At 67.2% G+C, this 26,679-nt stretch carries 26 protein-coding genes; 10 read left to right on the top strand and 16 right to left on the bottom strand.

Annotation, left to right across the window (positions count from 1 at the left end; translation table 11 throughout):
- Positions 1-3 precede the first annotated feature (3 nt).
- The 7 genes from G6N53_RS06820 to G6N53_RS06790 form a co-directional block, all read right to left on the bottom strand.
- Positions 4-528 carry a bifunctional adenosylcobinamide kinase/adenosylcobinamide-phosphate guanylyltransferase gene (locus tag G6N53_RS06820; protein WP_163887793.1) on the bottom strand — a complete coding sequence of 175 codons (525 nt, stop codon included), beginning with the start codon at positions 526-528 and terminating at the stop codon, positions 4-6.
- Positions 525-1,268, bottom strand: coding sequence for a cobalt-precorrin-6A reductase (locus G6N53_RS06815; protein WP_163887792.1), 744 nt, complete (start codon positions 1,266-1,268; stop codon positions 525-527). Before G6N53_RS06815 ends, G6N53_RS06820 begins: the two co-directional genes overlap by 4 nt.
- Positions 1,265-2,740 (bottom strand): cobyric acid synthase, encoded by a 1,476-nt coding sequence (locus G6N53_RS06810; RefSeq protein WP_163887791.1) that lies wholly within the window; start codon positions 2,738-2,740, stop codon positions 1,265-1,267. The genes G6N53_RS06815 and G6N53_RS06810 overlap by 4 nt, the downstream gene beginning before the upstream one ends.
- Positions 2,740-3,504 (bottom strand): precorrin-6A synthase (deacetylating), encoded by a 765-nt coding sequence (gene cobF / locus G6N53_RS06805; protein WP_163887790.1) that lies wholly within the window; start codon positions 3,502-3,504, stop codon positions 2,740-2,742. Before cobF ends, G6N53_RS06810 begins: the two co-directional genes overlap by 1 nt.
- Positions 3,505-3,517: 13 nt before the next feature.
- The gene (locus tag G6N53_RS06800; RefSeq protein WP_237166440.1) at positions 3,518-4,399 is read right to left on the bottom strand and encodes a LysR family transcriptional regulator ArgP; all 882 of its coding nucleotides are present in this window, start codon (positions 4,397-4,399) and stop codon (positions 3,518-3,520) included.
- A 46-nt stretch (positions 4,400-4,445) separates the two neighbouring features.
- On the bottom strand, positions 4,446-5,147 hold the full coding sequence (locus G6N53_RS06795; protein WP_163887789.1) for a cutinase family protein: 702 nt from the start codon (positions 5,145-5,147) through the stop codon (positions 4,446-4,448).
- 108 nt (positions 5,148-5,255) lie between these two features.
- A complete protein-coding gene (locus G6N53_RS06790; RefSeq protein WP_205390318.1) occupies positions 5,256-5,858 on the bottom strand; it encodes a TetR/AcrR family transcriptional regulator in 603 nt (200 codons plus the stop codon).
- An 84-nt stretch (positions 5,859-5,942) separates the two neighbouring features.
- Between G6N53_RS06790 and G6N53_RS06785 the strand changes: the two genes are divergently transcribed.
- From G6N53_RS06785 to G6N53_RS06770, 4 genes are all read left to right on the top strand, one after another.
- The gene (locus tag G6N53_RS06785; protein WP_163887788.1) at positions 5,943-6,773 is read left to right on the top strand and encodes a mycofactocin-coupled SDR family oxidoreductase; all 831 of its coding nucleotides are present in this window, start codon (positions 5,943-5,945) and stop codon (positions 6,771-6,773) included.
- A complete protein-coding gene (locus tag G6N53_RS06780; protein WP_163887787.1) occupies positions 6,770-7,573 on the top strand; it encodes a mycofactocin-coupled SDR family oxidoreductase in 804 nt (267 codons plus the stop codon). The genes G6N53_RS06785 and G6N53_RS06780 overlap by 4 nt, the downstream gene beginning before the upstream one ends.
- Positions 7,574-7,653: 80 nt before the next feature.
- Positions 7,654-8,409 (top strand): carboxymuconolactone decarboxylase family protein, encoded by a 756-nt coding sequence (locus G6N53_RS06775; RefSeq protein ID WP_276000002.1) that lies wholly within the window; start codon positions 7,654-7,656, stop codon positions 8,407-8,409.
- A complete protein-coding gene (locus G6N53_RS06770; RefSeq protein ID WP_163887785.1) occupies positions 8,379-9,860 on the top strand; it encodes an aldehyde dehydrogenase family protein in 1,482 nt (493 codons plus the stop codon). The genes G6N53_RS06775 and G6N53_RS06770 overlap by 31 nt, the downstream gene beginning before the upstream one ends.
- Before the next feature lie 2 nt (positions 9,861-9,862).
- On the opposite strand, the gene G6N53_RS06765 is transcribed toward G6N53_RS06770, so the two are convergent.
- Both G6N53_RS06765 and G6N53_RS06760 read right to left on the bottom strand, forming a co-directional pair.
- Positions 9,863-10,882: an NAD-dependent epimerase/dehydratase family protein gene (locus tag G6N53_RS06765; RefSeq protein ID WP_163887784.1), complete on the bottom strand. Its 1,020-nt coding sequence runs from the start codon at positions 10,880-10,882 to the stop codon at positions 9,863-9,865.
- A gap of 46 nt (positions 10,883-10,928) precedes the next feature.
- Positions 10,929-12,209 (bottom strand): cytochrome P450, encoded by a 1,281-nt coding sequence (locus G6N53_RS06760; RefSeq protein ID WP_163887783.1) that lies wholly within the window; start codon positions 12,207-12,209, stop codon positions 10,929-10,931.
- Between the two features lie 118 nt (positions 12,210-12,327).
- On the opposite strand from G6N53_RS06760, the gene G6N53_RS06755 reads away from it, so the two are divergent.
- From G6N53_RS06755 to G6N53_RS06745, 3 genes are all read left to right on the top strand, one after another.
- Entirely contained in the window at positions 12,328-12,927 is a 600-nt protein-coding gene (locus G6N53_RS06755; RefSeq protein ID WP_163887782.1) for a TetR/AcrR family transcriptional regulator, read from the top strand.
- 74 nt (positions 12,928-13,001) lie between these two features.
- Positions 13,002-13,841 carry a mycofactocin-coupled SDR family oxidoreductase gene (locus tag G6N53_RS06750; protein WP_163887781.1) on the top strand — a complete coding sequence of 280 codons (840 nt, stop codon included), beginning with the start codon at positions 13,002-13,004 and terminating at the stop codon, positions 13,839-13,841.
- A gap of 59 nt (positions 13,842-13,900) precedes the next feature.
- On the top strand, positions 13,901-14,938 hold the full coding sequence (locus G6N53_RS06745; protein WP_163887780.1) for a YihY/virulence factor BrkB family protein: 1,038 nt from the start codon (positions 13,901-13,903) through the stop codon (positions 14,936-14,938).
- Here G6N53_RS06745 and G6N53_RS06740 read toward each other — a convergent pair.
- A complete protein-coding gene (locus G6N53_RS06740; RefSeq protein WP_163887779.1) occupies positions 14,923-17,220 on the bottom strand; it encodes a glycoside hydrolase family 3 C-terminal domain-containing protein in 2,298 nt (765 codons plus the stop codon). The two genes, G6N53_RS06745 and G6N53_RS06740, sit on opposite strands and share 16 nt — an antisense overlap.
- Before the next feature lie 138 nt (positions 17,221-17,358).
- Between G6N53_RS06740 and G6N53_RS06735 the strand changes: the two genes are divergently transcribed.
- Entirely contained in the window at positions 17,359-18,450 is a 1,092-nt protein-coding gene (locus tag G6N53_RS06735; protein ID WP_163887778.1) for a substrate-binding domain-containing protein, read from the top strand.
- A gap of 36 nt (positions 18,451-18,486) precedes the next feature.
- The gene (locus G6N53_RS06730) at positions 18,487-19,068 is read left to right on the top strand and encodes a TetR/AcrR family transcriptional regulator (RefSeq protein ID WP_163887777.1); all 582 of its coding nucleotides are present in this window, start codon (positions 18,487-18,489) and stop codon (positions 19,066-19,068) included.
- An 11-nt stretch (positions 19,069-19,079) separates the two neighbouring features.
- On the opposite strand, the gene G6N53_RS06725 is transcribed toward G6N53_RS06730, so the two are convergent.
- The 4 genes from G6N53_RS06725 to G6N53_RS06710 form a co-directional block, all read right to left on the bottom strand.
- Positions 19,080-19,940: an alpha/beta fold hydrolase gene (locus G6N53_RS06725; protein WP_163887776.1), complete on the bottom strand. Its 861-nt coding sequence runs from the start codon at positions 19,938-19,940 to the stop codon at positions 19,080-19,082.
- 75 nt (positions 19,941-20,015) lie between these two features.
- Complete coding sequence (locus G6N53_RS06720; RefSeq protein ID WP_163887775.1) at positions 20,016-22,178, bottom strand: xanthine dehydrogenase family protein molybdopterin-binding subunit; 2,163 nt, start codon at positions 22,176-22,178, stop codon at positions 20,016-20,018.
- Positions 22,175-23,152, bottom strand: a complete 978-nt coding sequence (locus G6N53_RS06715; protein WP_163895548.1) for an FAD binding domain-containing protein — start codon at positions 23,150-23,152, stop codon at positions 22,175-22,177. Before G6N53_RS06715 ends, G6N53_RS06720 begins: the two co-directional genes overlap by 4 nt.
- A 2-nt stretch (positions 23,153-23,154) precedes the next feature.
- A complete protein-coding gene (locus G6N53_RS06710; RefSeq protein WP_163895546.1) occupies positions 23,155-23,727 on the bottom strand; it encodes a (2Fe-2S)-binding protein in 573 nt (190 codons plus the stop codon).
- Between the two features lie 245 nt (positions 23,728-23,972).
- Here G6N53_RS06710 and G6N53_RS06705 point away from each other — a divergent pair, with 245 nt between their 5' ends.
- On the top strand, positions 23,973-25,043 hold the full coding sequence (locus tag G6N53_RS06705; RefSeq protein WP_163887774.1) for a ferredoxin--NADP reductase: 1,071 nt from the start codon (positions 23,973-23,975) through the stop codon (positions 25,041-25,043).
- A gap of 19 nt (positions 25,044-25,062) precedes the next feature.
- Here the strand turns inward: G6N53_RS06705 and G6N53_RS06700 are convergent, their stop codons facing one another.
- The gene (locus G6N53_RS06700; RefSeq protein WP_163887773.1) at positions 25,063-25,920 is read right to left on the bottom strand and encodes a TIGR03619 family F420-dependent LLM class oxidoreductase; all 858 of its coding nucleotides are present in this window, start codon (positions 25,918-25,920) and stop codon (positions 25,063-25,065) included.
- Between the two features lie 24 nt (positions 25,921-25,944).
- On the bottom strand, positions 25,945-26,538 hold the full coding sequence (locus G6N53_RS06695) for a TetR/AcrR family transcriptional regulator (RefSeq protein ID WP_163887772.1): 594 nt from the start codon (positions 26,536-26,538) through the stop codon (positions 25,945-25,947).
- Positions 26,539-26,679: the final 141 nt, after the last annotated feature.

Here is a 26,679-nt window from a genome sequence, read left to right as displayed (position 1 = left end):
GCCTCAGAGCTTCAGTACCCGCCCGGCGATCACCAGGTGCACTTCGTCGCAGACCGCGGCGACCCGTTGGTTGAGGATGCCGAGCAGGTCGCGGAACAGCACCCCCGAGCGATGCGCCGGCACCACACCCAGGCCGACCTCGTTGGTCACCACAACCGCCCGGGGTGAGGCGGCCAGTGCGTCGCAGAGCGGGCCGATCTGCGCGGCGACCGCGGTGTGCGCCTCTTCGGTGGTCGCGTCCCAGAGTTCCCCGACGTCCATCAGAGCCACCAGCCAGGTGCCGAGGCAGTCGACGAGCACCGCACCGTCGGCCCCGGCCACTGCGTCGGCGACCTGCCCGGTCTCCACCGTCGTCCAGTGCGCCGGGCGGTCGGCGCGATGGCGCGCCACCCGCGCGTCCCAGTCGGGATCGGCGCCGTCGGCAGGCCGGCCGGGCGCGACGTAGGTCACCGCGGCCGCGTCGCTCAGCAGCCCTTCGGCGTGTCGCGACTTGCCGGAGCGCACACCGCCGGTGACCAGGATCCTCATCCGGTCATGGTATTGAGGCCGCGCACCCAGTCCACCGCCTCGTCGACGTCGTGAACCGCCCGGATCCCGGGCAGGCGGGGTGGGCGGGCCACGATGACGACCGGGACGCGCAACTGCTCGGCGGCTGCCATCTTCGGCCAGGTGTGCTCGCCGCCGGAATCCTTGGTGATGAGCACGTCGGCGTGGTGGTCGCGCATCAGCGCCAGCTCACCGGGAAGCTGGTAGGGCCCGCGACTGGTCAGCAGCCGCCACGTGGCAGGCAGCGGTATCTCGGGGACGTCCACCACCCGCGCCAGGACCGAGTGCTCCCGGAGGTCCGGGACGAACCGGTTGATCTCCTGGCGCCCGACGGTCAGGAAGGGGCGATCCCCCAACCGTGCGGCGACTGCGGCCGCCTCTTCGTGGGAGTCCACCCAGTGCCATGACGGCTGCGCGCGGTCCCGCCAACCTGGGCGCTCCAGCCGCAGCAGGGGTTTCGCGGTGCCACACGCAGCGGCAGCGTTGGCCGAGATGTTGCGTGCGAACGGGTGGGTGGCGTCGACGACGGCGTCGTAGTCGGTCAGCGCGGACCGCATACCGTCGACGCCGCCGAAGCCGCCGATCCGCACAGCGCCGACGGGCAGTCGCGGATCGGCGACCCTGCCGGCCAGCGACGTGGTCACCTTGATGCCGGCGGCGGTGAGAAGCTCGGCGAGCGCTCGCGCCTCCGACGTGCCGCCGAGCAGCAGGACCTTCGTCACGGCGCTCCCGGTGGCAGGAAGGGCAGGCCGGACGGGGAACCGGCCCCGACCAGATCCACGACGGCGTCGATGTCGAGATGCTCCTCGACCAGGTCACCCAGCAGGTCGAGTCGCTGCTCCCGGGCACGAGGAAACGAGGCCTCGGAAGCGGCGAGCCCGAGCGTCTCGGCCAGGAACCGCGACCGCAGCGCATCCCCTTCGAGCGCGCCGTGCCACATCGTGCCGAACACCTGGCCGGCCCGCGCACCCTCGAGGAAGTCGTCGACGCCCACACCGCGGGTGATCCGGCCATGGTGAATCTCGTAGCCGGAAGCGGGCACCCCGTCCCAGTGTCCGGTGGGGAGCCGAAGAGCTTTTGCTGCAACAAAATTCGTCTCGACATCGAGGAGACCCAGCCCCTCGACCTCGGCGGTGTCGCCTTCGACGCCGGCTGGGTCGCGCACGGTGCGGCCCAACATCTGGAAGCCGCCGCAGATGCCCAGCACCGGCCTGCCGGCGGCGGCGTGGGCGAGCACCGCGCGGTCCAGTCCGCGAGACCGCAGCCAGGCCAGGTCGGCGATCGTCGAGCGGGTGCCGGGCAACACCACCAGATCGGCGTCAGCGACAGCGCCCGGATGGGAGGCGAACACGACGTCGAGGTCGGGCTCGAGGCCGAGGGCGTCGACGTCGGTGAAGTTGCTGATCCGTGGCAGTCTGACCACCGCGACGCGGCGCGCGCCGGGTCTCGGGGAGCGCCGCCCCTGCAGTTCCAGGGCGTCCTCGGAGTCCAGCCAGATGTCGGAAAGCCAGGGCAGCGTGCCGTACACCCGTCTGCCGGTGACCCGCTCCAGATCCCGCAGACCCGGCGCCAGCAGGTCCAGGTCACCACGGAACTTGTTGACCACGAATCCCGCGATCAGCGCCTGGTCCTCGGGTGAGAGCAGCGCGACGGTACCGAGGAACGCCGCGAAGACCCCGCCCCGATCGATGTCGCCCACCACCACCGTCGGCAGGCCGGCATGTCGGGCAAGCCCTAGGTTGACGTAATCGCCTGCGCGCAGGTTGATCTCGGTCGGACTACCGGCACCCTCGGCGATCACGACGTCGTAGCGGGAAGCCAGGTCGTCGTAGGCCGCGTGCGCGGCGGCCGCCAGTGCGCGCCGCCCCTGCAGCCAGTCCGACGACGCCACCTCACCCCAGGGCTGCCCCATCAGCACGACGTGGCTGCGCCGGTCGCTGCCGGGTTTGAGCAGCACCGGGTTCATCGCGGCCTCGGGGGTCGCCCGGGCGGCGTGTGCCTGCACCCACTGCGCCCGCCCGATTTCCACGCCCGCACCGTCGGGACCGATACACACCATGGAGTTGTTGGACATGTTCTGCGCCTTGTACGGCGCCACCTTCAGGCCCCGACGGACCAGTGCGCGGCACAGGCCGGTGGTGACCACCGTCTTGCCGGCATCACTCGTGGTGCCCGCCACCAACAGGCCTGCCATCAGGTCTTCCGCACCAGGAACAGATCCATCACCCAGCCGTCCTGCGCCTGCGCGGCGGCCCGGGCCTCAGCGATGGCGGGCAGCACGTCGCCCACACGGCCGGCCACCAGGCGCTCACCAACCGCACCGAGGTTGGCTCCCCACCAGATCGTCCAGTCGGCCAGCCCGGTGAAGTCGAGTCGCTCCGGCGGTGGATTCAGCATCGCCAGGATATTGTCGAGCCCGGCGCCGACCGCCTCCTGCAGCCGGCGCCCGGTGGTCAGATGCACCGGTCGGCCGACGTCGTGCAGCACCATGCGATGCCGGGCGGCGAGCAACTGCGGTGCGCTGATGCCGGGCAGCACGTCGTACTCCAGCGCCACGCCCAGGGCGCGCACCTTCTCGACGATCCGGATGGTCGAGTCGTACAGCGACGGATCACCCCACACCAGGAACGCGGCGGTGCCGCCGCGCTGCGCCAGCACCGCGGCGTAGCGCGCGGCCCTGGCATCGTGCCAGTCGGTCACGGCGGACTCGTATCCGCCGGTGGTGAGCCCCGCAGAGCGGTCACGCTCGGGATCAGGGACGGCGACGACCTCGACCGGTCCGTCGGCACCCGGATGCGCGAGCACGATCTCGCGCCGCAACGCCAGCAGCGGGTCACCGTCGGCCTTCTCGGCCGCCAGCACGTAGTCCGCGGACCGGAGCGCCTCGGCGACCTCGGCGGTGACGTGCTGCGGGCCCATGCCGACGCCGACGATGCGGACCTTCACCGGCTCGGGCATGTCAGCGATTCTGTCACCGGCTGCGATGCAACCCCGCCGCGGCCGCCCGGACCGCCTCGGTGACCTGCGCAACCGTGCTGCTGTCCAGCTTCCAGCACTGCCAGTACAGCGGCACGTCGAGGTGCTGGCCGGTGATCGGGACGAACGAGCGATCGATGAGCTGCTCCGGGTACATGCCCCAGCCGAGCCCGGCGCGCACAGCCGCGCCGAAACCTTCCGCGGTGGGAACGTAGTGGACGGGCCGGCGGACGAACTTGCGGAGCGCTTTGCGCACCAACTGATCCTGTAGTGCGTCGTCACGGTTCCAGGCCAGCGACGGCGCCGCGGCGACAGCCTCGGCGGTGAATCCCTGCGGGAGGTAGCGCTTCACGTACTCGCGGGTGGCGACCGGGAGGTAGCGCATCACGCCGAGAGCCTGAACGCGGCAGCCGCTGACCGGGGCGCGTTCGGTGGTCACCGCGCCCATCACCACCCCCTCACGCAGCAACCGGGCGGAATGGTCCTGGTCCTCGATACGCACGTCGAACAGGACATCGGGAAGCCGGGCGAAGACCTCGGTGAACCAGGTGGCCATCGAATCGGCGTTGACGGCCAGCGCGATTCGCGGGTGCTGCGCGGAACCGCCGCTCATCTCGGCGAGCGCCTCGGACTCCAGCAACGCCGTCTGAGCGGCAAGCCGCAGCAGCGGTATACCGGCACTGGTTGCGATACAAGGCTTTTCCCGAAGAACCAAGACCTGGCCGACGCGCTGCTCGAGTGCCTTGATCCGCTGACTGATCGCCGACGGGGTGACGTGCAAGTACTCGGCTGCGGCATCGAAGCTGCCGAACTCGACAACTGCCGACAGCGCCGACAACTGACCGGCGTCCAGACCGGTGGGCCGGCTAGCAGTCACGTACCCATACTAATCAGATCAGCAGGGCACCAGGCCGCTCGACAGACTACCCGACGGAGCCCGCAGCGTTCACCAAGGTGTCGGAGGTGACCTTCCCGGAGACGAAATCCGCTGCCTGATCGGTCAATCCGGTCTCCACGTACAAGCTGTGGGCGGGCCGGTCATCACCGTCGGAGCACACCGGGTCGGCACCGTTGCACAGATCGATGGTCTTGGCTCCGTACAGCGGGCTCATCGAGGTGAGAGTACGGCCGATCTTGCCGGCGGGGTTGCCGAAGACCGCGACCGCGGCGACGTGGTCGGCGACCGCCGGGGGCATGGGGCGGCCGAATCCGAACGTCGCGTTGGGATCGGCGGTGATCAAGTCCACCACGGCGGCACCCTGCGAGTATCCACCGAGCACGATGCTGGTGTCGGGACAGCTGGCGACAGTGGCCTGGATGTGGGCGCTCGCCTCATCTGCTCCCTGCGGCGCGGACTGCAGGAAGTCGTATGACGCAGGGTAATTCACGGCGTACACACCGACGCTCTGACCGCTCAGCGAGCTACGCAGGTCCTCGACGAACGCCTGACCGACACGGCCGACACCCACCGGTTCCGCTGTGCCTCGGGCGAACACGACTTCCACGTCGGGACAGGCCTCGGCCGCGTAGGCATTCGCCGCGCCGGGGCCGATCAGACCGGCCGCGGCGACGCCGCCGACTCCGGCCATGACCAGAGCTCGCCTTACCGTGTGACGATCGGTCATCGTAATTCTCCCTTGGTGTGTCTGCCGACGGCATCACTGGGGACCAACCGTCGAACCACCCGAAGAAATTCCATGCCACGTCAGGTGCGGCGCCGGTGGCTGCCGGCGCTACTCCGGCGCATCCGGATGACCGGCACGGGAGGCTTCGTATCCCGTGGTGAGCCAGTACACGGTGCGGTCGAGCGTCGGCAGGATCTCGGTGATGTCGATCTCCCCCGCGGCGTAGCGGCCGAGAAGCCCGTACACCAGGCTGGCGATGATCCTGTCGAGGTCGGCGACGAAGTCGTCGTCGACGTCGGCGAGCAGTTCCAGGACCGTCGGCACGACGACGTCCAGACCGCGCCGCAAGAGTCGTTGCCCACCGGCTGCCGACCTGGCACGGAAAAAGGCCGTGAGCATGCCGGGATGCTGCTCCCATGGCTCGAACAGCGCGCGCAACACCCGCATGTGCGCGGTATAGAGCGACTCCCCCGGTTCCCGGGGATGCGGCGTGATGCCGGCGTAGCGGTTCTCCTCCATCCACGCTTCCAAGGCGGCCAGAATCAGCTCGTCGCGGGTGGGATACCGCTTGTAGATCGTGGTCAGGGAGGTGCGGGCGCGACGCGCCACCTCGCGCAGCTGCACCGCCTCGTACCCCTCGTTCTCCAGGATCTCGACGACGATCGCCAGAATCCTCGCGTCCCCACTGGAGCCCTCCTGCGCAGCCACCACCGGCCTCACCTTCACCCTTGCCTCCCAACGATAACCCCGTTACTGTACCGGTAGTAACACAGTTACTCGATGTGAGGAATGCATGTGAATTCGTTGGACGGCAAAGTCGCCTTCATCACCGGAGTGGCACGGGGGCAAGGGCGCAGCCATGCAGTCAGGTTGGCTGCCGAAGGCGCCCACATCATCGGCGTCGACATCTGCGCCGACATCGCCTCCAACGGATATCCGATGGCCTCCCCAGACGAACTCGACGAGACGATCGCGCTGGTGGAAGCGCAGGGCGGCAAGATGCTGGGATCCGTCGCCGACGTCCGCGACTTCCACGCACTCGACACCGCCTTGACTGAAGGCGTCGGGCACTTCGGGCGTCTCGACATCGTGTGTGCCAACGCGGGTATCGCGTCGATGGCGTTCCGCGAGTTGACCATCGACGAAGAGCTCGCCATGTGGACCGACGTGGTCGACGTCAACCTGGCCGGGGCGTTCCACACCGCCCGGGCCGCCATCCCTCATCTGATCTCCGGCGGGCGCGGCGGGTCGATCGTGTTCACCAGTTCCACCGCGGGACTGCGAGGGTTCGGCGGTATGCAAGGTGGCGGGCTCGGTTATGCCGCCTCCAAGCACGGGATCGTCGGTCTGATGCGCACCCTCGCCAACGCGCTTGCCACCCACAGCATCCGTGTCAACACCGTGCACCCGACGGCGGTGAACACGATGATGGCGAACAACCCGGCGATGACGGCATTCCTGGACAACTACCCCGACGGCGGGCCGCATCTGCAGAATCCGATGCCGGTCGGGATGCTCGAGCCCGAAGACATCAGCGCAGCAATCGCCTATCTGGTGTCCGATGCCGCCCAGTACGTCACCGGGGTCACGTTCCCGGTCGACGCCGGCTTCTGCAACAAACTATGAGCGGCCGGGTCGCAGGCAAACGGGTGCTGGTCACGGGCGCCGCACGCGGCATGGGCCGCAGCCATGCCGTGCGGTTGGCCGAGGAAGGCGCCGACCTCATCCTCGTCGACATCTGTGAGTCACTTCCGGAGATCGAATACCCTCTGGCCACCTCCGCGGATCTCGACGAGACCACACGGCTCGTCGAGGCTCACGGCCGGCGGGCGGTCACCCACATCGTGGACGTGCGCGACGGAGCAGCGCTGTCGGCCGCGGTCGACGACGGGGTGGCGCGGTTGGGTGGCCTGGACGTCTCGGTCGCCAATGCGGGCGTACTCACCGCGGGCACCTGGGACACCACGACCGCTGAACAGTGGCGCACCGTGGTCGACGTCAACCTGATCGGCACCTGGAACACCTGCGCCGCAGCGCTTCCCCACATGCAGGAACACGGCGGCAGCCTGATCAACATCAGTTCGGCAGCCGGGTTGAAAGGCACCCCGTTGCACCTGCCCTACACCGCATCCAAGCACGGTGTCGTCGGGCTGAGCCGGTCGCTGGCCAACGAGCTTGCCGCCGTGAACATCCGGGTCAACACGGTGCATCCCACCGGCGTGCAGACAGGCATGCGGCCCGACTCGCTGCACCATCTGTTGGCAGAGGACAGACCCGACCTGGCTCCGCTGTTCATGAACGCGCTGCCGATCGTGATGGCCGAGCCGGGCGACATCAGCAATGCGGTGTTGTTCCTGGCCTCCGACGAATCCCGGTATGTCACCGGGTTGGAATTCAAAGTGGATGCCGGCGTCACCCTACGGTGAGCCGCCTGTCCGAAGGAACCGATGTGACCACGTCCAACACCGATCGCCTCGAGCGAGGCAAGCACAGCTTCGCCGAGGTGATGACATTCCCGGCACCTGATGAACGATCCCCGGCCACGGCCAATCTCCTCGAGTTCGTGTTCGCCGAAGTGTGGCCGCGGCCCGGTCTGACCCGGCGTGAGCGTCGCTTCATCACGCTGGCGTGTGTCGCCGATGCCGACGCGGAGACGCCACTGCGCGAGCACGTCTACGCGGCACTCAACAGCGGCGACCTGTCCATCGTCGAAATGCGGGAAGCCGTCCTGCATTTCGCGGTCTATGCCGGCTGGCCCAAAGCTTCCCGCTTCAACATGGTCGTGGACGAGGAGTGGGAGCGCATCCATCGCGAGCGGGGCGTACCGGTACCACCTCCGGAGCCGTTGCTGCCGCTGCAGACGCCCAGCGAACCCGAAGAACGCCTGGCAGTGGGAGAGCAGACCTTCAAGGACATCAACTGTCTGCCCTACGCACCGTTGCGCGACAACCCGTACCAGGGAGCGGGCATCCTCAACTTCGTCTTCGGCGAGATGTGGCTGCGGCCGGGGCTCGACATGAAGGAGCGGCGCTTGATCACCGTCGCGTGCGTGGCGTTTCAGGACGCGCCCTACCCGATCCTGAGCCACGTCTATGCCGCGCTGAAGAGCCGGGACATCTCCTTCGATGAAATCGACGAGTTGGCACTGCATTTCGCCGCCTACTACGGGTGGCCCAAGGCATCACACCTCGCCCAGGTGATCGACGAGCAGAAGCTGCGTGTCACCGAGGAATGGGCCGCAGACGCCCAGGCTGCCTCGTGACCGCCACACTGGGCGAGACCGTTGGGCTGCTCGTCGGCGATGAGCGGATCACCACGACGTCGGGTCGCACCCACGAGCACATCTACCCGGCGACAGGGCGGTCCAACGCCACGATTGCGTTGGCTGGTGCCGACGAGATCGACCGTGCGGTGACTGCGGCGCGGGAAGCGCAGCGCGAATGGGTGGCCCTGACCGTCGACCGACGCCGCGACATGCTGATCGACCTTGCCGACGTCATCCACGAGCACCTCGCCGAACTCGCCACTCTCAACGTGCACGACTATGCCGTGCCGGTGTCCTTCGCCGGGACCGCGCTGCTGCTGGAGCGGTTCCTGCGCCACTTCGCCGGCTACGTCGACAAACCGCTCGGATCGAGCACACCGACGAACGGGTCGTTCGACCTCAACCTGGTCGAGCGGGAGCCCTACGGTGTGGTGGGGGTCATCGCGCCATGGAACGGGGCGTTGGCGGTCGCCGGGTCGTGCGTGGCGCCTGCGCTGGCCGCAGGAAATGCGGTTGTGTTCAAGCCTTCCGAATTGGCACCGTTGGCGGCGCTGCGCTTCGGTGAACTCTGTCTGCAGGCCGGCCTACCACCTGGCTTGGTCAACGTGGTCCCTGCGGCCGCCGAGGGGGGCGACGCGCTGGTCCGGCACCCGGGGATCCGCAAGATCCACTTCACCGGTGGCGGCGGCACCGCGCGCAAGGTGCTGCAGGCCGCAGCCGCCAACCTGACCCCGGTGGTCGCCGAACTCGGCGGCAAGTCCGCCAACATCGTGTTCGCCGACGCCGATCTCGACACCGCGGCCGTGCTGGGCGCCCACCAGGGCCCGCTCATGCAATCGGGGCAGAGCTGCGCCTGCGCGAGCCGGATTCTGGTGCACGAGTCGGTGTACGACGACTTCGTCGGCAGGTTCCTCGCCGTCGTCGGCGCCGCCGCGGTCGGTGACCCACTCGATCCGACAGTGACGTTCGGTCCGGTCATCAGCCAGGCCGCCGTCGACCGGATCCTCGGTGTCATCGACACCGCCGTCGCCGATTCTTCGGGTGAGCTTCTGACCGGCGGCCGGCGGATCGGAGGTGAGCTTGCGCACGGTTACTACCTGGAGCCGACGGTCTTCGGCGACGTCGACGGTCACTCGGAGTTGGCGCAGACCGAGACCTTCGCACCCGTCGTCTCGGTCATCAGGTTCAGCGACGACGACGAGGCGGTTCGTATCGCCAACAACACCGTCTACGGGTTGAACGCGTTCGTTCACACCCGCGATCTGAACCGCGCCCACCTCGTCGCGCGCAGGCTCGAGGCAGGGTCGGTGTGGGTGAACACCTTCAGCGACATCTCACCGCAGGGCCCGTACGGCGGGTACAAGCAGAGCGGCTTCGGACGCACCGGCGGTATCGACGGACTGCACGAGTTCCTACAGATCAAGAACATCCGCATCGGTCTCGGCTGAGCTCAGCCGGCTCTGCTGACGTAGTTCTCGGCCGCGCGCCTGATGAAGTGCTCGGTCGGCCAGGGGTGCCAGCCGAGTTCGCGGGTGGCCTTGGCGTGGCTCGCCGGTGACGTCAGCGCCAACAACCGGGCGCTCTGACTACTGATCGGGATATCGCGGCGGGTCAGCGCGGCGAGGCCATCTGCCACGTAGCCGAACCCCTGAACCAGACCCATCGGGATACCGAACCGTGGTGGTCGCGCGCCTACCGCCTCGGCGGCGACCGTCACCAGTTCACGGTGCGTCATGTACCGCTCGGAGATGATGTAGCGCTCGCCGACCCGCCCCCGTTCGGCCGCGCGCAGCATCGCGTCGGCGACATCGTCGATCCCCACGACTTCCGAGCCGACACCGCGGACGTAGCACGGCATCTTCCCCTGGGCCGCCAGTTGGACGAACATCCCCTGCCGCGGTTGCCAGTCCGGCGGGCCGTAGGGATTCGACACGTTGGCCACCACCGTGGGTAGCTTGTGGTCGGCAACGTAGGACAACACCAGTTGCTCTGCTGCGCGCCTGGACTCGATGTAGCTGCCGGCGGAGTCGGCCCAGTTGAACGGGGTGTCTTCGTCGACGGTTTCACCGTTCCTGCCGACCGCGATGGTGCCGATCGTGCTCAGGAAGACGAACTTGCGAAGGTTGGCCTCCACCGCCACATCCAGCACCCGACGAAGGCTGTTGACATTGGTCTCGAACAGCGGTGTCGGGTCGCGGAGCTCGGCTCGGGTGTCGACGACGCAGTAGTAGACGACGTCGCGGTCCGCCATCGCGGCGGTGACCTGCGCTGCGTCGGAGAGATCACCGTAGTGCTTCTCCACCGATGTCCCGTCGATCCCCAACGTGGAGCTGGTCTTTCGCAGCAGGACACGAACATCGGCGCCCCCTGCCGCCAGATGACGCGTCACGCATGCTCCCACGTTGCCGCTGGCACCCATCACGAGGGCACGCTGACCGGTCACATTCACGCTGTCCCTATCGATATCCATATCGCCAACGATGTTAGCCGAAGGCGATACCGTAATGCCGACAGTGCTAGCCTGCGGCGGCGAACTCGATGCGGAGTTCAGTGAGACCGCGCAGTAGAAAGGTCGGATCGTATGCATAGCGCCGCGCGCTCGGCGGTCCGTGAACCGTTTCGTCGAGCGTGATGTCGCGCATCCGGTCCAGCAACCGACGGACGGTGATCTGCCCCTCGACGCGGGCCAGAGGTGCGCCTGCGCAGGTGTGGATGCCGCGACCGAAGGCGATGTGCTCTCGGACGTTCTTTCGATCCGGCCGAAACTGATTGGGATCGTCGAACTTACGAGGGTCGCGGTTGGCAGCACCGAGACAGAGCATCACGATGGTGCCCGCGGTCAGGCGCACCCCGCCCAGCGTCGTGGTCTTGCGGACCAGCCGGAAGTCAACCTTCGTCGGCGAGTGCATGCGCAGCGCTTCCTCGATGAACTCCGGGATGGTGTCGGGGTTCTGGCGCAAGACCTGCTGATGCCCGGGATGGTCGGCGAGCACCTGCACCGCGGCGCTGAGCAGCTTGGTGACCGTCTCCTGGCCGGCGGCGAACAGGAAGGTCGCCGGCTTGACTACCTCGAGCAGTTCCGGCGTGGAGCCGTCGGGGTACTTCGCGGTGGCCATTCCCGACAACACGTCGTCACGGGGTTCGCGGCGCCGTTGCGAGAGGTAGCCTGCGAACTTCTCGTCGAGATAACGAAGCGGATCGCGTCCCACCGGCGCACCGTCGAGGGCCCCGACGACATTGTCCGACGGCCGCTCGGCACCCAGCGCGGCGAGGAACTCGGGACGGTCGTCTTCGGGAACACCCAGTAGATCGATGATCGCCGAGGTGGCAAACGGTTTCGCGTACTCGGACAGGAACTCGCATCGGCCGTTGCCGATGAACTGGTCGATCTGACTGTCCACGAGCCGCCACATGAAGTCTTCGTTCTCCTTGAGGCGCCGCGGCGTCAGCAGCCTGCTCAGTAGTGACCGTGCCCGGTCGTGGGCGGGTGGATCCATGACGACCATGTGTTCATGGATCGGGAACTCGTGGCGGTGCGCGTCGATCTGCTCGGTGATGTCGTCACCCTCCGGGGTGAACGGCAGCGGCGGGAATGGACCGCCGATGGCGTTGACCGCCGAAAAATGGTCGTGGTCTTTGAATGCCGCGATCACTTCCTGATATCCCGTGACGGCGACGACGCCGAAGTGAGGCTCCCGGGTCACGGGGCTCTGCTCGCGCAGGTAGTCCCAATACTCGTAGGGGTCCTGGCTCACGTGTTCATCGGTGAAGAAGTTCACCTGGGCGAGATCGGTCATTGCAGCCTCCATGAGTACGATCCCCAAAACTGATCGATCGATCAAACTGTTAGACTGCGCCATGCCTATCACAGGGCGCGAACGGCGGTCAAGCGCTCGTCATGGAAGAGACCACTGAATGGCAACGCCCCGTAAACCCCGGTCCACCGAAACCGCTGCGCGACAGCGGCTGATCGACGCCACCACCAAGGTCATGCGCGATGAGGGTTATGCCGCAGCGACTTCCCGACGTATCGCCACCGAGGCCGGCGTCAAGCAGGCGTTGGTCTACTACTACTTCCCCACCATGGACGACCTCTTCGTCGAAGTGCTCCGGTCCGGCGCGGAGGTGGCACTCGAGCGGATGCGCGCGGCGCTCACCGACGAGGATCCGCTACGCGCCCTGTGGTCGATCAACAGTGACCTGCGATGGACCGGCCTGAACACTGAGTTCATGGCCCTTGCCAACCATCGCAAGGTGATTCGCGCTGAGCTCAAGTCCTATGCGGAGCGGGTGCGCGACATCGAGACCGCCGCGGTGACGGTGGCGCTGCGCGCCAGAGGCATCGATGTCGACGAGTGCCCGCCGGTGGCCCTGTCGATGCTGATCGCGCAGACCGCACGCAGTCTGTGCAACGAAAGCGCAGTCGGCGTCACCCTCGGCCACGACGAGCTGCGCGCCTTCATGGACCGGCAGCTCACCCTCCTCACGGAGCGACCCGACACAACCGGAGGTTGACAACGAAGCCGAGGAGTGCCAACGTTCCTGATCGATCGACAAAATTCGTCACGCATGATGATCGAGGTGCACACATGACCGGTCGGGTCGCAGGAAAAGTAGCCTTCATCACCGGCGCCGCCCGTGGGCAGGGCCGCAGCCATGCGGTCCGGCTGGCCGAGGAGGGCGCCGACATCATCGCCATCGATGTCTGCGGTCCGATCAGCGAGGACACCCAGATCGCACCCTCGACACCCGACGACCTGGCCCACACCGCCGATCTGGTCAAGGGGCTCAACCGACGCGTCGTCACCGCGGAGGTCGACGTCCGCGACTACGCCGCACTGAAAGCGGCGGTGGACAGCGGTGTCGAACAGCTCGGAAGGCTGGACATCGTGGTCGCCAACGCCGGGATCGGGAACGGCGGTCAGACCCTCGACAAGACCAGCGAGGCGAACTGGGACGACATGATCGATGTCAATCTCAGCGGCGTGTGGAAGTCCGTCAAAGCTGCCGTGCCTCACCTTCTTTCCGGTGGACGTGGCGGATCGATCATCCTCACCAGCTCGGTGGGCGGGTTGAAGGCCTACCCGCACACCGGTCACTACATCGCCGCCAAGCACGGGGTGATCGGCTTGATGCGCACCTTTGCGGTCGAGCTGGGGCAGCATTCCATCCGGGTCAATGCAGTGTGCCCGACGAACGTGAACACCCCGATGTTCATGAACGACGGCACGATGCGGTTGTTCCGACCGGATCTGCAGAACCCCGGCCCGGACGATCTCGCCGTGGCCGCACAGTTCATGCACGTGCTCCCGGTCGGATGGGTGGAACCGATCGACATCAGCAATGCGGTGTTGTTCCTGGCCTCGGAGGAAGCACGCTATGTCACCGGCCTTCCTGTCACCGTCGACGCGGGCAGCATGTTGAAGTAGGCGAACCCCGGGTATTCCACCGGCTGCGGCACCGGGCCGCGTGCTGGGTGGAGGTCACGATGGTGGGCTGGCTGGATCGGCTGCAGCAGAGGAGCCGCGCCATGGGCTTCGTCGTCGCGGTGATTTACAAGTTCGTCGACGACCAGGCCCACTTCCTGGCGGCGCTCATCACCTACTACGCCTTCGTCTCGCTGTTCCCGTTGTTGCTGCTGCTCACCACCCTGCTCGGGGTGGTGCTGTCCGCCCGGCCGGAGTGGCGGGAGAGCATCGTCAACTCTGCGGTCAATCAGTTTCCTCTTCTCAGCGATCAGCTCAGCCGGCCCGAAGCGCTCAGCGGCGGCGCCGTCGGCGTGGCGATCGGCATAGCCGGGGCGCTGTACGGCGCGCTGGGCGTCGGCCAGGCCCTGCAGAACGCGATGAACACCGTGTGGGCGGTCCCCCGGTATGTCCGACCCGATCCGTTCAAGTCGCGCCTGCGCAGCCTCAAGCTGCTGACAGTGCTGGGCTCGGCGCTGATCGCCACGACGCTGCTGACCGCATTGGGCAAGGTCTCGACCGGGCTGGGGGTGCTCGGCACGGGTGGTGTGGTCGTGTTGTCCTTCGTGCTGAACACCGCGGTCTGTATGGCAGCGTTCCGACTCACCACCGAGCGGTCCCTGACCTACGCGCAGGTATTGCCGGGGGCGGTGGTCGCCGCGCTGATATGGCAGATGCTGCAGTGGTTCGGTGCCAGTTTCGTCGCTCGCGTCGCCGCGTCGGCAAGCGTCACCAACAGTGTGTTCGCCATCGTCCTGGGACTACTGGCGTTCCTCTACCTGGTTTCGACGTCACTGCTGGTGTGTGCGGAGATCAACGTGGTGCGCGTCGATCGGCTGCACCCCCGGGCCCTGCTCACCCCCTTCACCGACGACGTCGACCTGACCGCGGCCGACCGGAAGATGTACGCCGGACAGAGTGAGGCGCAGCGCGCCAAGGGCTTTCAACGCGTTGACGTGAGCTTCGACGGACCGCACCCCGCCGACGAACCCGAAGACGAGATCAGACCCGGTACCGGCACTGCTCGCGAGCGACACGACCCGGGTCAGCCCGGTGCATGAGCGGTGGACCCTTCGTCTGGCGCATCTGCTGCCGCAAGCAGCGCGTCGATCATCGCCGGGTCGACTTCGGCTCCGCTGCCGGCCGCCAGCATTCCGATCTGCCCGATCGGGAACGAGTCCAGGAGCCGGCTGAGGTCGACACCGTCGGGCATGATGGCGGCGGCCTCGCCCGCCCCCGCCATCGCCGACGCCATCGCGGACTGCAGGATCGGGCCCGCGACCGGATGCGCGAGCACCTCACCGATCGACGACGACCGCGACAGCGGGATGGTCACCGGATCACCGTCGACATCGATCTGGACCGACGAGCGGATGTCCCTGCTCGACGCGGCGACCTCGACGGTGTACGGGCCGTCCTCGACCACCCAGCGGTCGACGCGGGTATCCCAGTACGCCAGGTCTTTTCGACGGACGGTCAAGGTGGCCTCGCGGGACTCCCCGCTGTCGAGCGCCACCGAGGTGAACGCTTTGAGCTCCCGCCGGGGCCGGGCGATCCTGCTGCCCGGTAACGCCGTGTACGCCTGAACGACTTCACGTCCCGCCACGGCGCCGGTGTTCGTGACAACGATGCGCACCTCGATGTCCCCGTGGTCGTCGATGCCGGCCGTGGCGGTCCTGTACTCGAAGGTGGTGTAGGACAGGCCGTGACCGAACGGAAAGGCGACCTCCATGTCTCGGGTGTCATACCAGCGGTAGCCGACGAACAGGCCCTCGCCGTACCGCACGTGCGAGAACTCTCCCGGGAAGTCGAGGTAGGCCGGGCTGTCCGCGAGCCGGACGGGGATGGTCTCGGTGAGCTTCCCCGACGGATTGACCTCTCCGAACAGCACATCGGCGATCGCACCGCCGCCCGCTTGCCCCAGAAGCCATCCCTCCATGATCGCGGGCACCTCCGCGGCGAACGGCAGCGCCACCACGCCGCCGTTGGACAGCACCACCACCGTGTTCGGGTTGACCTCGAGCACGGCGGCGAGGAGCTCCAGTTGTTGAACCGGCAGGTCGATGTCATCGCGGTCGTAACCCTCGGACTCCAGACGTGCCGGAAGTCCGAGGAACACGACGGCGGTGTCGGCCGAGTCGGCTGCGGCGACCGCCTCGCGCCGCAACCGGGTGGCCTCCTGTGCCGAGACGTCGGTAGCCGAGTCGAACCCCGCCGCATGGACGACTTTTCCTGTTGCCAGCAGCCGGATTTCGTCGAGTGCGTTGTCCAGCCGGGTGGGTTTGATCATCGACGATCCACCGCCCTGATAACGCGGCTGGGTGGCGAATTCCCCGATCACTGCGATGTTTCTGCTCTTGGAAAGCGGAAGGATCCCGTCGTCGTTCTTGAGCAGCACGATGGATCTACCCGCCGACTCCCGCGCCAGCGCGTGGTGAGCACCCGCCGCGGGTGGGGTGGTGACGGCGGCACCCGCCTGTGCTCTGTCGACCAACCGGAGTATTCGGGCGGCCGCGGCGTTCACACACTGTCGGTCGAGTGAGCCGTCCCTGACCGCGGCGACAACGCGGTCGTCGCTCAGCGAGCCCGGCATCTCGAGGTCCAGACCGGCCGAGAGGGCGGCAATCCGGTCGCTGACCGCGCCCCAGTCGGAGACGACGACGCCGGCGAAACCCCACTCGCCGCGGAGCACCTGCGTCAGCAGCCACGCATCCTGCGATGCGTACACACCGTTGATGCGGTTGTAGGCGCACATCACCGTCCACGGTTGCGCGTCCTCGACGACACGTTGGAAGCCACGAAGGTAGATCTCGCGTAGCGGCCGCGGGTCGATGTCGGCACTGACCCGCATCCGGTCGCTCTCCTGGTTGTTGGCCGCAAAGTGCTTGACCGAGGCGCCGACGCCCCTCGACTGGATCCCGGCGACCAGCGCTGCGCCGAGAACGCCGCTGACCACCGGATCCTCGGACAGGTACTCGAAGTTGCGTCCGCACAGCGGTGAACGCTTGATGTTGATACCCGGTCCGAGCACGACGGCGACGTGCTCGAGCGCGGCCTCGGCGCCCAGGGCCGCACCCACCCGCTCGATGAGGGCGACGTCCCAGCTCGAACCGAGCGCGACCGCCGGCGGGAAGCACGTCGCGGGCACGCTGTCACCGATTCCGAGGTGGTCTGCGCCGTCGCGCTGTTTACGCAGACCGTGCGGGCCGTCGGTCAACATGATCGACGGGACACCGAGACGTCCGATGGGCTTCGTGTACCAGAAGTTCACACCGCTGGTGAGCGACGCCTTCTCCTCGAGGGTCAGTTCGGCGATGTCGGCATCGGTGGTCACGATGTCCATGGTGCCCGATAGATGCCACACGGCCAGTCAACTGACTGGCCCGCCCACCAAGTCGTCGCTGTAAAGCGCTTGCGCACAACGTCTTCGATCTGCCAAAAAGCCACACCACGAGGTGCGCCGGTGTCTACTCTGGATCCGATGCTCAGCTTGCGAAGCCACCGCGTCCACCGGCGTGCGGTGTGCCTGGCAGCGGCCTGCGCATTGGTGGTCAGCGCGGCATCGGCGTGTGCGGACCCCGAGGAGGACAGCAGCGACGGTCCGGTGGGGGTGGCGCTGATCATCAAGACGGAGACCAACCCGTTCTTCGTCGCAATCCAGCGTGGTGCGCAGGAGCGTGCCAACGAGCTCGGATTCGACCTGACCGTCACCGCAGGCCGAGAGGACGGCGACGTCGACAGCCAGATCACCGCGGTCGACGCCTCCATCGAACGCGGCGACAAGGCGATCCTGATCACCCCGAGCGGGCGGGGCGTCGACGGTGCACTCGAACGCGCGCGGGAAGCCGGCGTCTTCGTCGTCGCGCTGGACACCAAGCCCGTCGACCCCGACGCAGCCGACATCACGTTCGCGACCGACAACTTCGAGGCCGGTCGCCTGATCGGAGCGTGGTCGGCAGCGAAGATGGCCGGCCGGCCAGCCGTCATCGCGATGCTCGACCTGTTCGGCAACAGGGGTGTGGAATCGGACTCCGGGCGCAACCAGGGCTTCCTCACAGGCATGGGAATCCCCGTGGCCGACCCGGAGTTCAAAGGTGACGAGGCACCCAGCGGCGACTACGCGGGCGGCACCTACCGCGTCGCCTGCCGCGAATCCACGCTCGGGGCCGAGGAGGGCGGGCGCACCGCGATGGACAGGTGCCTGGCCGGCAATCCCGACATCAACCTCGTCTACACGATCAACGAACCCGCGGCCAGCGGTGCCATCGAGGTGCTCCAGCGGGCAGGGAACTCCGCCACGGTGGTCTCGGTCGACGGCGGGTGTGACCCCGGGATGAGCCTGGTGGCGACGGGCGCCATCGGTGCGACGGCCCAGCAGTATCCGCTCGAGATGGCCATCGAGGGCGTCGACGCCGTCGCCGCCTACCTCGATGACGGGACGCGGCCCCTCCCGAACCACGGCATCGACATGGTGGCCACCGGCGTGGCGCTTGTCACCGATGACCCGCAACCGGGTGTCCCCAGCATCGACGTCACCACGGGTCTGGAGCGATGCTGGGGCGCGCCGGCCTGACCACGTTCTCGCCACCGATGCGGAACAATGGATGGTATGACGGCCGCCGACGACGAGATGGGGCTTCGGGAGCGCAAAAAGCGTCGCACCCGGGAGACAGTGCGTCTCGCGGCGTATGAGCTCTTCGAGAAGAACGGCTACCCGGACACCACCATCGAGCAGATCGCCGAACTCGCCGACGTCTCACCTCGGACGTTCTTCCGATACTTTCCCAACAAGGCGGCGCTGCTCGTCCCGGACCAGTTGATGGAACCGATCATCGAGCTGTTCCTGGCCGCACCCCCGGAACTGCGCCCGATCCCCGCCTACCGCCATGCCCTGGAACAGGTGTTCGCCGGCATGGCGGGCCCCGAGTGGGGTGAAGAGATGGCCCGCCAGCAACTGCTTTACACGCTGCCGGAAGCCGCCGGCGCCCTCTACAACGAGTACATCCAGGTCATCGACCTCATCACCGACGCGCTGGCCACCCGGCTGGACCGGCCCGCCGACGACCCCACGTTGCGCATCACCGCGGGTGCGATGACCGGCGTGATGATGGCGGCACTGCACGGCACCCCCATGTCACCCGATGCGATCTTTGCGGGTCTGGACTTTCTGGACGCCGGCCTGCCGCTGTAGCGGGCGGCCTGTCAGCCGCGAGAATCGGCCGGGACGGTCGTCGAGATGAAGTCGTCGATCAGGTCGATGACCTCTGTCGGAGCCTCGACCTGGGCGAAATGCCCGACGTCGGGTAGCACTTCGAGCCGGCAGTCCGGCCGCGCCTCCAGGGCCGAGTAAGCGTGGGCGACCGGGATGATGGCATCTTGCTCGCCCCAGATCGCCAGCGTGGGCAGGTCTTCGCGCAGCGTCAACCGATTCAGCGCGCTGACGGACTGGCCGCGGTAGTCGACCACCGACCGCAGGGTGCGCAGGAAAGCGTCACGGGTTCCGCGGTCGGAAAACGATGAATATGCGCTCCAGATCTCTGCGCCGCGCGGCGAGCGCAGACCCGCCGAGCTCAACCAGGACCGTACGGCGTTCCCGGCGCGGATCACCTGAGGTGGCGCGATCACCGGCATCACCAGTTCCGCGCCCGGGGCCGCGAGCAGTCGCAGGATCAACCCGACATCGGGACCGAGGCCGCCGCTGCTGATCAACACGAGCCGGCGACAGTAGTCCGGATGTTGGTACAGGAACTGCATGGCCACCCCGCCACCGAGGGAGTGACCGACAACCGTCGCGGACTCGATGCCGAGTTCGTCGAGCAGGTCCCGCAGCCCGACGGCGAAAGCGCCCAATGAGTAGTCGGTGCGGGGCTTTTCCGACTGTCCGTGACCCGTCAGGTCGGGAGCCACCACGCGGTACTTCTTGGCGAGCTGCGGGATCACCGCACGCCACGTGTCAGCGCTGCCTGCCATGCCATGGATCAGCAGCAGGACTTCATCGCCCTCGCCGACGTCCACCACAGCTTGCCGCACGCCGTGAATGTCGACGAACTTCGTTTCGGTCACGACACCTCCCCACCGCCTCGACGCCCGATCTTACTGGTCAGTAAGTTCTTCTGGCAACATCGGGCACCGACGCAGTCAGAGCAGGCGTTCGGGGGTGATCGGTAGCTCGGTGATCCGCCGGCCGGTCGCGTGGAACACGGCGTTGGCGATCGCGGGCGCGACACCGATCATCACCAGTTCGCCAAGGCCCTTCACTCCGATCGGGCTGGCGATGGTGTCCTGCGCGGGCAGGAAGGTGGCATCCAGAGCAGGGACATCCGCATTGACGGGAACAAGGTAGTCGGCGATGTTCGCGTTGACGACCCGCCCGTCGCGAGGGTCGATGTGCGAACCCTCGAGCAACGCCATCCCGATTCCCCACACCATGCCACCGAGTGCCTGGCTGTGGGCGAGTTTCGGGTTGATGATCCGTCCGGCGTCGTAGTAGGCATCCATCCGCCGGATCCGCACGGTACCGAGCAGTTCGTCGACAGCCACCTCGGCGAACACCGCGCCGTAGGACCAGATCGAGTAGTCGTCGATCAGCTCGCCCGGAGTCCAGGTGTGTTCGGACTCCAGGTGGGTCCAACCGCGGCGGTTCAACAGCTCTTGATACGTCTCACCGCGGTTCGGCTGGTCGGTGCGCGACATCCGGCCGTTCACCACCCCGACGTTCTCGGCGCCGGCACCGTGCAAGGGTGAGGCAGGGTCGACAACGGCAGTGCGCACGAATCTGTCCCGCAGCAGGGCTCCGGCATGGGCCACGCCAGAGCCGACGCTGGCCATCGTCTGCTGAGCGCCGTGCATGGGCGCCTCGGGAAAAATGCTGTCCCCCAGGTCGAATTGAACACGATGTGTCGGCAGGCCCAGCGCGTCGGCGGCGACCTGCGTCATGGACGTGTAGGTTCCCACCCCGATATCGCTGGTCGCCGTGACAACATCGGCGGTGCCGTCGGCGTTGATCCTGGCCGAGACACTGCAGGGGCTGCTGATCGAGTGGTAGACGGCGCTGGCCACGCCGAGGCCGATCAGCTGATCGCCGTCGCGGCTGGCACGCGGCGCCGGGTTGCGCCGTGACCATCCGAAGGCTTCGGCGCCCCGGCGCAGACACTCGGTGTGCCGTCGGGTCGAGAACGGCTGGTCGGTCGACGGGTCCCGGTCCGGTTCGTTGCGATCCCGTAGTTCGATCGGATCCATTCCCAATTGCTGTGCAAGATCGTCGATGCCGCACTCGAGGGCGAATCCAGCGGTCACCTTGCCGACTCCCCGCACCCACGTCGGTGGGCTGAGATCCAGCGGAACGACGCGGTAGGTCGAGCGCATGTTGGGGCTGCGGTACATGAACCGCGGCGGCGGGGTGATGTCATCCTCGTAGGAGATGTCCCGGCTGGTCTCCACCCTGCTGTCGTGCACGATCGTGGTGATCCGACCGTCGGTGCCGGCACCCAGGGCCAGTCGTTGGCGGCTCACCGGCCGGTAACCGAGTTGCTCTGCCATCTGCCGACGGGTCATCACGAGTTTGACCGGCCGCCGCAACCGCCGCGCCGCCAACGCCGTCAGCAACTGGTTGGGCCAGACCAGACCTCCCTGGCCGAACGCCCCACCCACGAACGGGGAGATGACACGCACGTTCTGCTGCGGGATGCCGAACGCCTCGGCGTACGCCTGGGCCGCTGCGGTGATCCCCTGCGTCTTGTCCCACACCATCAGGCGATCTCCGTCCCATCGGGCGACGGTGGCGGCCAGTTCCATCGGGTGGTGCAGATGTCGCGCAATCGAATAGTCACGGCCGGAGGCCACGGGAGCGGCCGTCAACGCCGCGTCGGCATCACCACGTGAGTAGTCAGCCACCGTGGCGCCCGGCATCGAGACCGCTTGCGGTGCATCAACATCGGTCAGCGGAGCGGACTGCGAACCGTATCTGACGGTCACCAGGGTGGCCCCGTGCGCGGCGGACTCGGCGCTGGCCGCCACGACCACAGCCACCGGCTGCTTGTAGTAGGAGATCCGCGGCGGCGAATGCGGAAGAGTGACGCCCACGAAGTCGGTGATCACGTCGACAACACCGGGATGGTCGCGGGCGGCCGAGACGTCGATGTCCTGTACCGAGCCGAGTGCCACGGTGCTGCCGACGAGCGTCGCGTACAGCAGGTCTGGGATCGTGTTGTCGGCGGCATAGGTGGCGGCGCCGGTGACCTTGAGGCGCGCGTCGACCCGGGACAGCGGTTGTCCTGACGCGGTCCCCGACGGCGCCGTCACGGCAGCCCCGCGACGGTGTTCAGCTGTCGTTGCACGGTGCGTTTGAGCAACTCCACCTTGAACCCGTTCTGCAACAGCGGTTGTGCACCGTCGGCCGCCAGCGCAGCGGCGTCGGCGAACAGTTGTGGACTCGGCCTTCGACCGGTCAGTGCCCGTTCGACCGCAGGCATCCGCCACGGAACGGTGCCGACCCCGCCGGCCGCGATCCGGGCGGTGCGGATCCGGCCACCGGAGATGTCGAGCGCCACCGCCGCTGAGGTCAGCGCGAATTCGTACGATTCACGGTCGCGCACCTTGAGATAGCCCGATCGCCGCGCCGCGGCAGTGACCGGCACCTCGACCGCGGTGATCAGCGCCCCGGGAGGCAACTGGTGTTCACGATCCGGGGTATCGCCGGGCTCGCGGAAGAACTCCGCGATGGGGATCTGGCGCGCCCCGTCGGCGTCGATCGTGTGGACCACCGCGTCCAATGCGACCAACGCGACCGCGAGATCCGACGGATGTGTGGCGACACAGGAGCTACTGGTGCCCAGAATGGCGTGGTTGCGGTTGTAACCGTCGATCGCCGCGCAGCCCGACCCGGGACTTCGGCGGTTGCAGTTCGCCGTCACGTCGCGAAAGTAGAGGCAGCGCGGGCGTTGCATCAGGTTGCCGCCGATGGAGGCCATGTTGCGCAGCTGCGCCGACGCTGACTTCTCCAACGCCTCGGTGATCACCGGGAAGTACTCCCGCACCCCGGGATCGGCAGCCAATTGCGACATTCGCACCAATGCACCGATGCGCAACCGGTTCGGCTGCAGGTCGATGTCGCGGTAAGGCAGCACGTTGATGTCGATGACGGTTTCGGGTCGTTCGACCGTCTCGCGCATCAGGTCGACCAGGGTTGTTCCACCGGCGATGTACCGGCCGCCTGCCGCGGCAGCCTCCAATGCCGAGTCTTCGTCGGCGGCAGTGGCGAACCGGAACGGGAACATCCTCACGCCTCCCCGGCGACCGACGCGACAGCGGTGACGATGTTGGGGTAGGCGCCGCACCGACACAGGTTGCCACTCATCCATTCCCGGATTTCCGCGTCTGTTCGGGTGTGTCCTTCGGCGATACATCCCAGGCCGGACATGATCTGGCCCGGCGTGCAGTAGCCGCACTGCAGACCGTCGTGGTCGATGAACGCCTGTTGCAGTGGATGTAACCGATCGCCGTCGGCTACCCCTTCGATGGTGGTGAGCTCGGCACCGTCGTGCATCACCGCCAAGGTCAGACAGGAGACGATCCGCTGGTCGTCGGCCAGAATCGTGCATGCACCGCAGGCTCCCTGGTCGCAGCCCTTCTTGGTGCCCGTCAATCCCACGCGGTCGCGCAACATGTCCAGCAGTGAGGTCCTGGTGTCGACGGTGACCTCGTGGTCCTCACCGTTGATGGTCAACCGGACCGTCTCAGAGACTCCTTCTGACCCATCGTCCTCGGTTGATGAGCAGCCACTCATCAGCGACAGGCTGGTGACAGCGCCGCCCGCAATCACCGCAGCTCCGACAAACGTGCGCCGGTCCATCCGGAATGGATCACGCTGCGACGGATCGATTTCGGCGCCATCATGGTCGGTCAAGGGATTTCCCTTCTCCAGAAAGCACTTGCATGGCGCTCCTCCACCGGGAGGAGGTGGCGGGCGTCTATGGCCGAAAGCACCCAACGCGAAGGATCTATTCCGATTGCTCCGGCATCGGGCGCCGAGATTTTGTCCCGGCCACCGGACGCGCACCCCCGCTGACGGCATGGCAACGGCCAGAATGTTCGGTCATGACCGACGTGGAATCCACCCCCACGGCGACAACAGGTTCATCGGGATCGCGCACCCTGACACTCACCGTCAGCGAGGTCATCGACGAGAGTCACGACACGCGCTCCCTGGTGTTCTCCGTGCCCGAAGGGCAGCGTCACCGTCTCGCCTACCGGCCCGGCCAGTTCCTGACCCTGCGTGTACCCAGCGAGCGCACCGGTTCCGTTGCTCGCTGCTACTCGCTGGCCAGCTCACCGCACACAGACGATGCACCGAAGGTCACCGTGAAGCGGACAGTCGGTGGCTATGGTTCGAACTGGTTGTGCGACAATATTTCCCGCGGTGACTCGATCGAGGTGTTGCCGCCGGCCGGGCTCTTCACGCCAGCCGACCTGAACGGCGACTTCCTGCTGTGGGCCGCCGGCAGCGGGATCACCCCGGTGATGTCGATCCTGAAATCGGTGCTCACGGCCGGAACCGGTCGTGTCATCCTCTGCTATGCCAACCGCGATGAACGCTCGGTCATCTTCGCTGCGGAGCTGCGCGACCTCGCTGCCCGTTTCGCCGGACGGCTCACCATGTGGCACTGGCTGGAGTCGGTGCAGGGCCGGCCCACCCCCGCACAGCTGGGCGGTTTCGCCGGCAGGTTCATCGGATACGAGTCGTTCGTCTGCGGCCCCGGCCCCTACATGGCGGCGGTCCGAGACGGACTCATCGAGGCCGGGGTGCCGCCCGCCAAGATCCACGTCGAGGTGTTCACCTCACTGACGGGCGATCCGTTCGCCGACGTGCCGACCGACACCGCCGTCGGCGACACCGACGACGCCGACGCCGAGGTCCAACTCGACGGCGAAAACCACACACTGCGGTGGCCGCGCAACCGCAACCTGGTCGACACGATGCTGGCTGCCGGTCTCGCGGTGCCGTACTCGTGTCGGGAGGGCAGTTGCGGTTCCTGCGCGGCGACGGTGGTCGCGGGCGAGGTGCAGATGGGCCAGACGGATATCCTCGACGAGCAGGATCTCGCCGACGGCCTGTTCCTGGCCTGTCAGGCCCGCCCGCGTTCGGACACGGTCCGCATCGAGTTCTGATCGGCCGCGAACCGGACGGTCAGCTCCAGAGGTCGTCGGCCAGGTCGCGAAGTGCCACGAGCTGGTCACAATAGTGCCCGGCGGAGGTGGCGGTCACCGAGCAGGTCACCGCGGTCGCTCCGGACGCGCGCAGGGCTGCCAGCTTGTGGGCACACCGCGCCGGGTCCCCGGCCGGATCAAGCTGAGGCGTGGCCAACACCACCTCGAAATCCGGAGGCAGCGATCTGCCGTCGAGCATCGTCGCGATCTCGTTGCGGCTCAGGGCGAACGGCATCCAGCCGTCGCCGAGCTGCAGCGCGCGCCGAAGTGACCGTGCCGTCCGACCACCCACCCAGATGGGTACTCGCGGTTGTATGCCACACGGCTCGACCCGCAGCGAACTGAACCGGTAGAATGCACCGTCGTAATCCGGCCGGGTGGCGCCCCACGCCGCCCGCAACGCCGCGATCGCATCGTCGGCGCGGGCGCCCCGGTCCGCGAAAGGGACTCCCAAGACGTCGAATTCGGCGGCCGACGAACCGACCCCGACCCCGAGCACCACCCGCCCGCCACTGAGGCGGTCAAGGGTGCCGTAGCGCTTGGCGATCGCCAGCGGGTGCTGGTACCCGAGCACCAGCACTGAAGTGGCCAACCGGATCCGGGTGGTGCAGGCGGCGAGATAGGACAGCGTGGCCAGCGGATCCCAGTACATCGACCCGCGGCGGACAGCGTCCTCGTCGGGGACCGCGATGTGTTCGGAGCACGTGAGGTAGTCGAAGCCGAGGTCGTCGGCGGCCGCCGCGATCCGGGCGACATCAGCGATGTCGGCGGCAGCTTCCCACGCGGGAGTCGCGCCGGGGGGCTGAATGACCACAGGAGTAGACAGGCCCAACCGCATGCTTGCAGTTTGCCAAACTTCGGATCAGGTTCTGATGCTGGACATGACGAGCTGGAGGTAGGGACGGTAGAGGTCCTCGCCGTCGAGGTGGCTGTCGAGGGTGATGCCGTCGTTGGCGGCCAGGATGACTCGGGCGAGCATCTCGGCCTCGATGGTGAGGGTGCCGCCGATCCGAGCGACGTTCTTGCTGATGAACTCCCCGAGTGAGCGGATGATGTCGAGGCGTTGGGCGGCCACGCTTTCGCGGGCGCCGGGGTTGCGCATCAGATACAGCGTCAACTCGTGGCCCAGGACAGCTCGGTCGGCTGCGCTGCTCAGTTGGCGCCACCGTTCGGCCAGTTCGTCGATGTCCACGTCACCGAGTCGATGAAAGGACATCATCACCTCGACGAAGCCGTCGAGGAACCGCTGTCGCTGGCGGTCGACGACGGCAAGGAACAGCTTCTCCTTTGCGCCGAACTGAGAGTAGATGGCGCCGCGGGTGAAGCCCGCGGCGTCAGCGATCTCTTCCAGTGCGGCCCCCGTCAAGCCCTTGCGCGCGAACACTTCCTCGGCAGCGTCCAGCAATATCTGGCGGGTGTGCTCGGTACGACGCTCCTTGGTCCAGCGTTCAGCCATAGGGCAATCCTCCCACCACGGTCGGTGGCCTCCTCACGCCGAGCTTGGAGGAGGCGAGGGTGTGACCCCAACCACGATATACGCTCTTGTATGTCCGATACATTGATGTATATCGTGAGACCGGTCACAACACTGCGGCGA

Source organism: Mycolicibacterium hippocampi (assembly GCF_010723735.1).
GTDB classification, from domain to species: domain Bacteria; phylum Actinomycetota; class Actinomycetes; order Mycobacteriales; family Mycobacteriaceae; genus Mycobacterium; species Mycobacterium hippocampi.
This window is presented reverse-complemented; position numbering and strand designations above follow the sequence as displayed.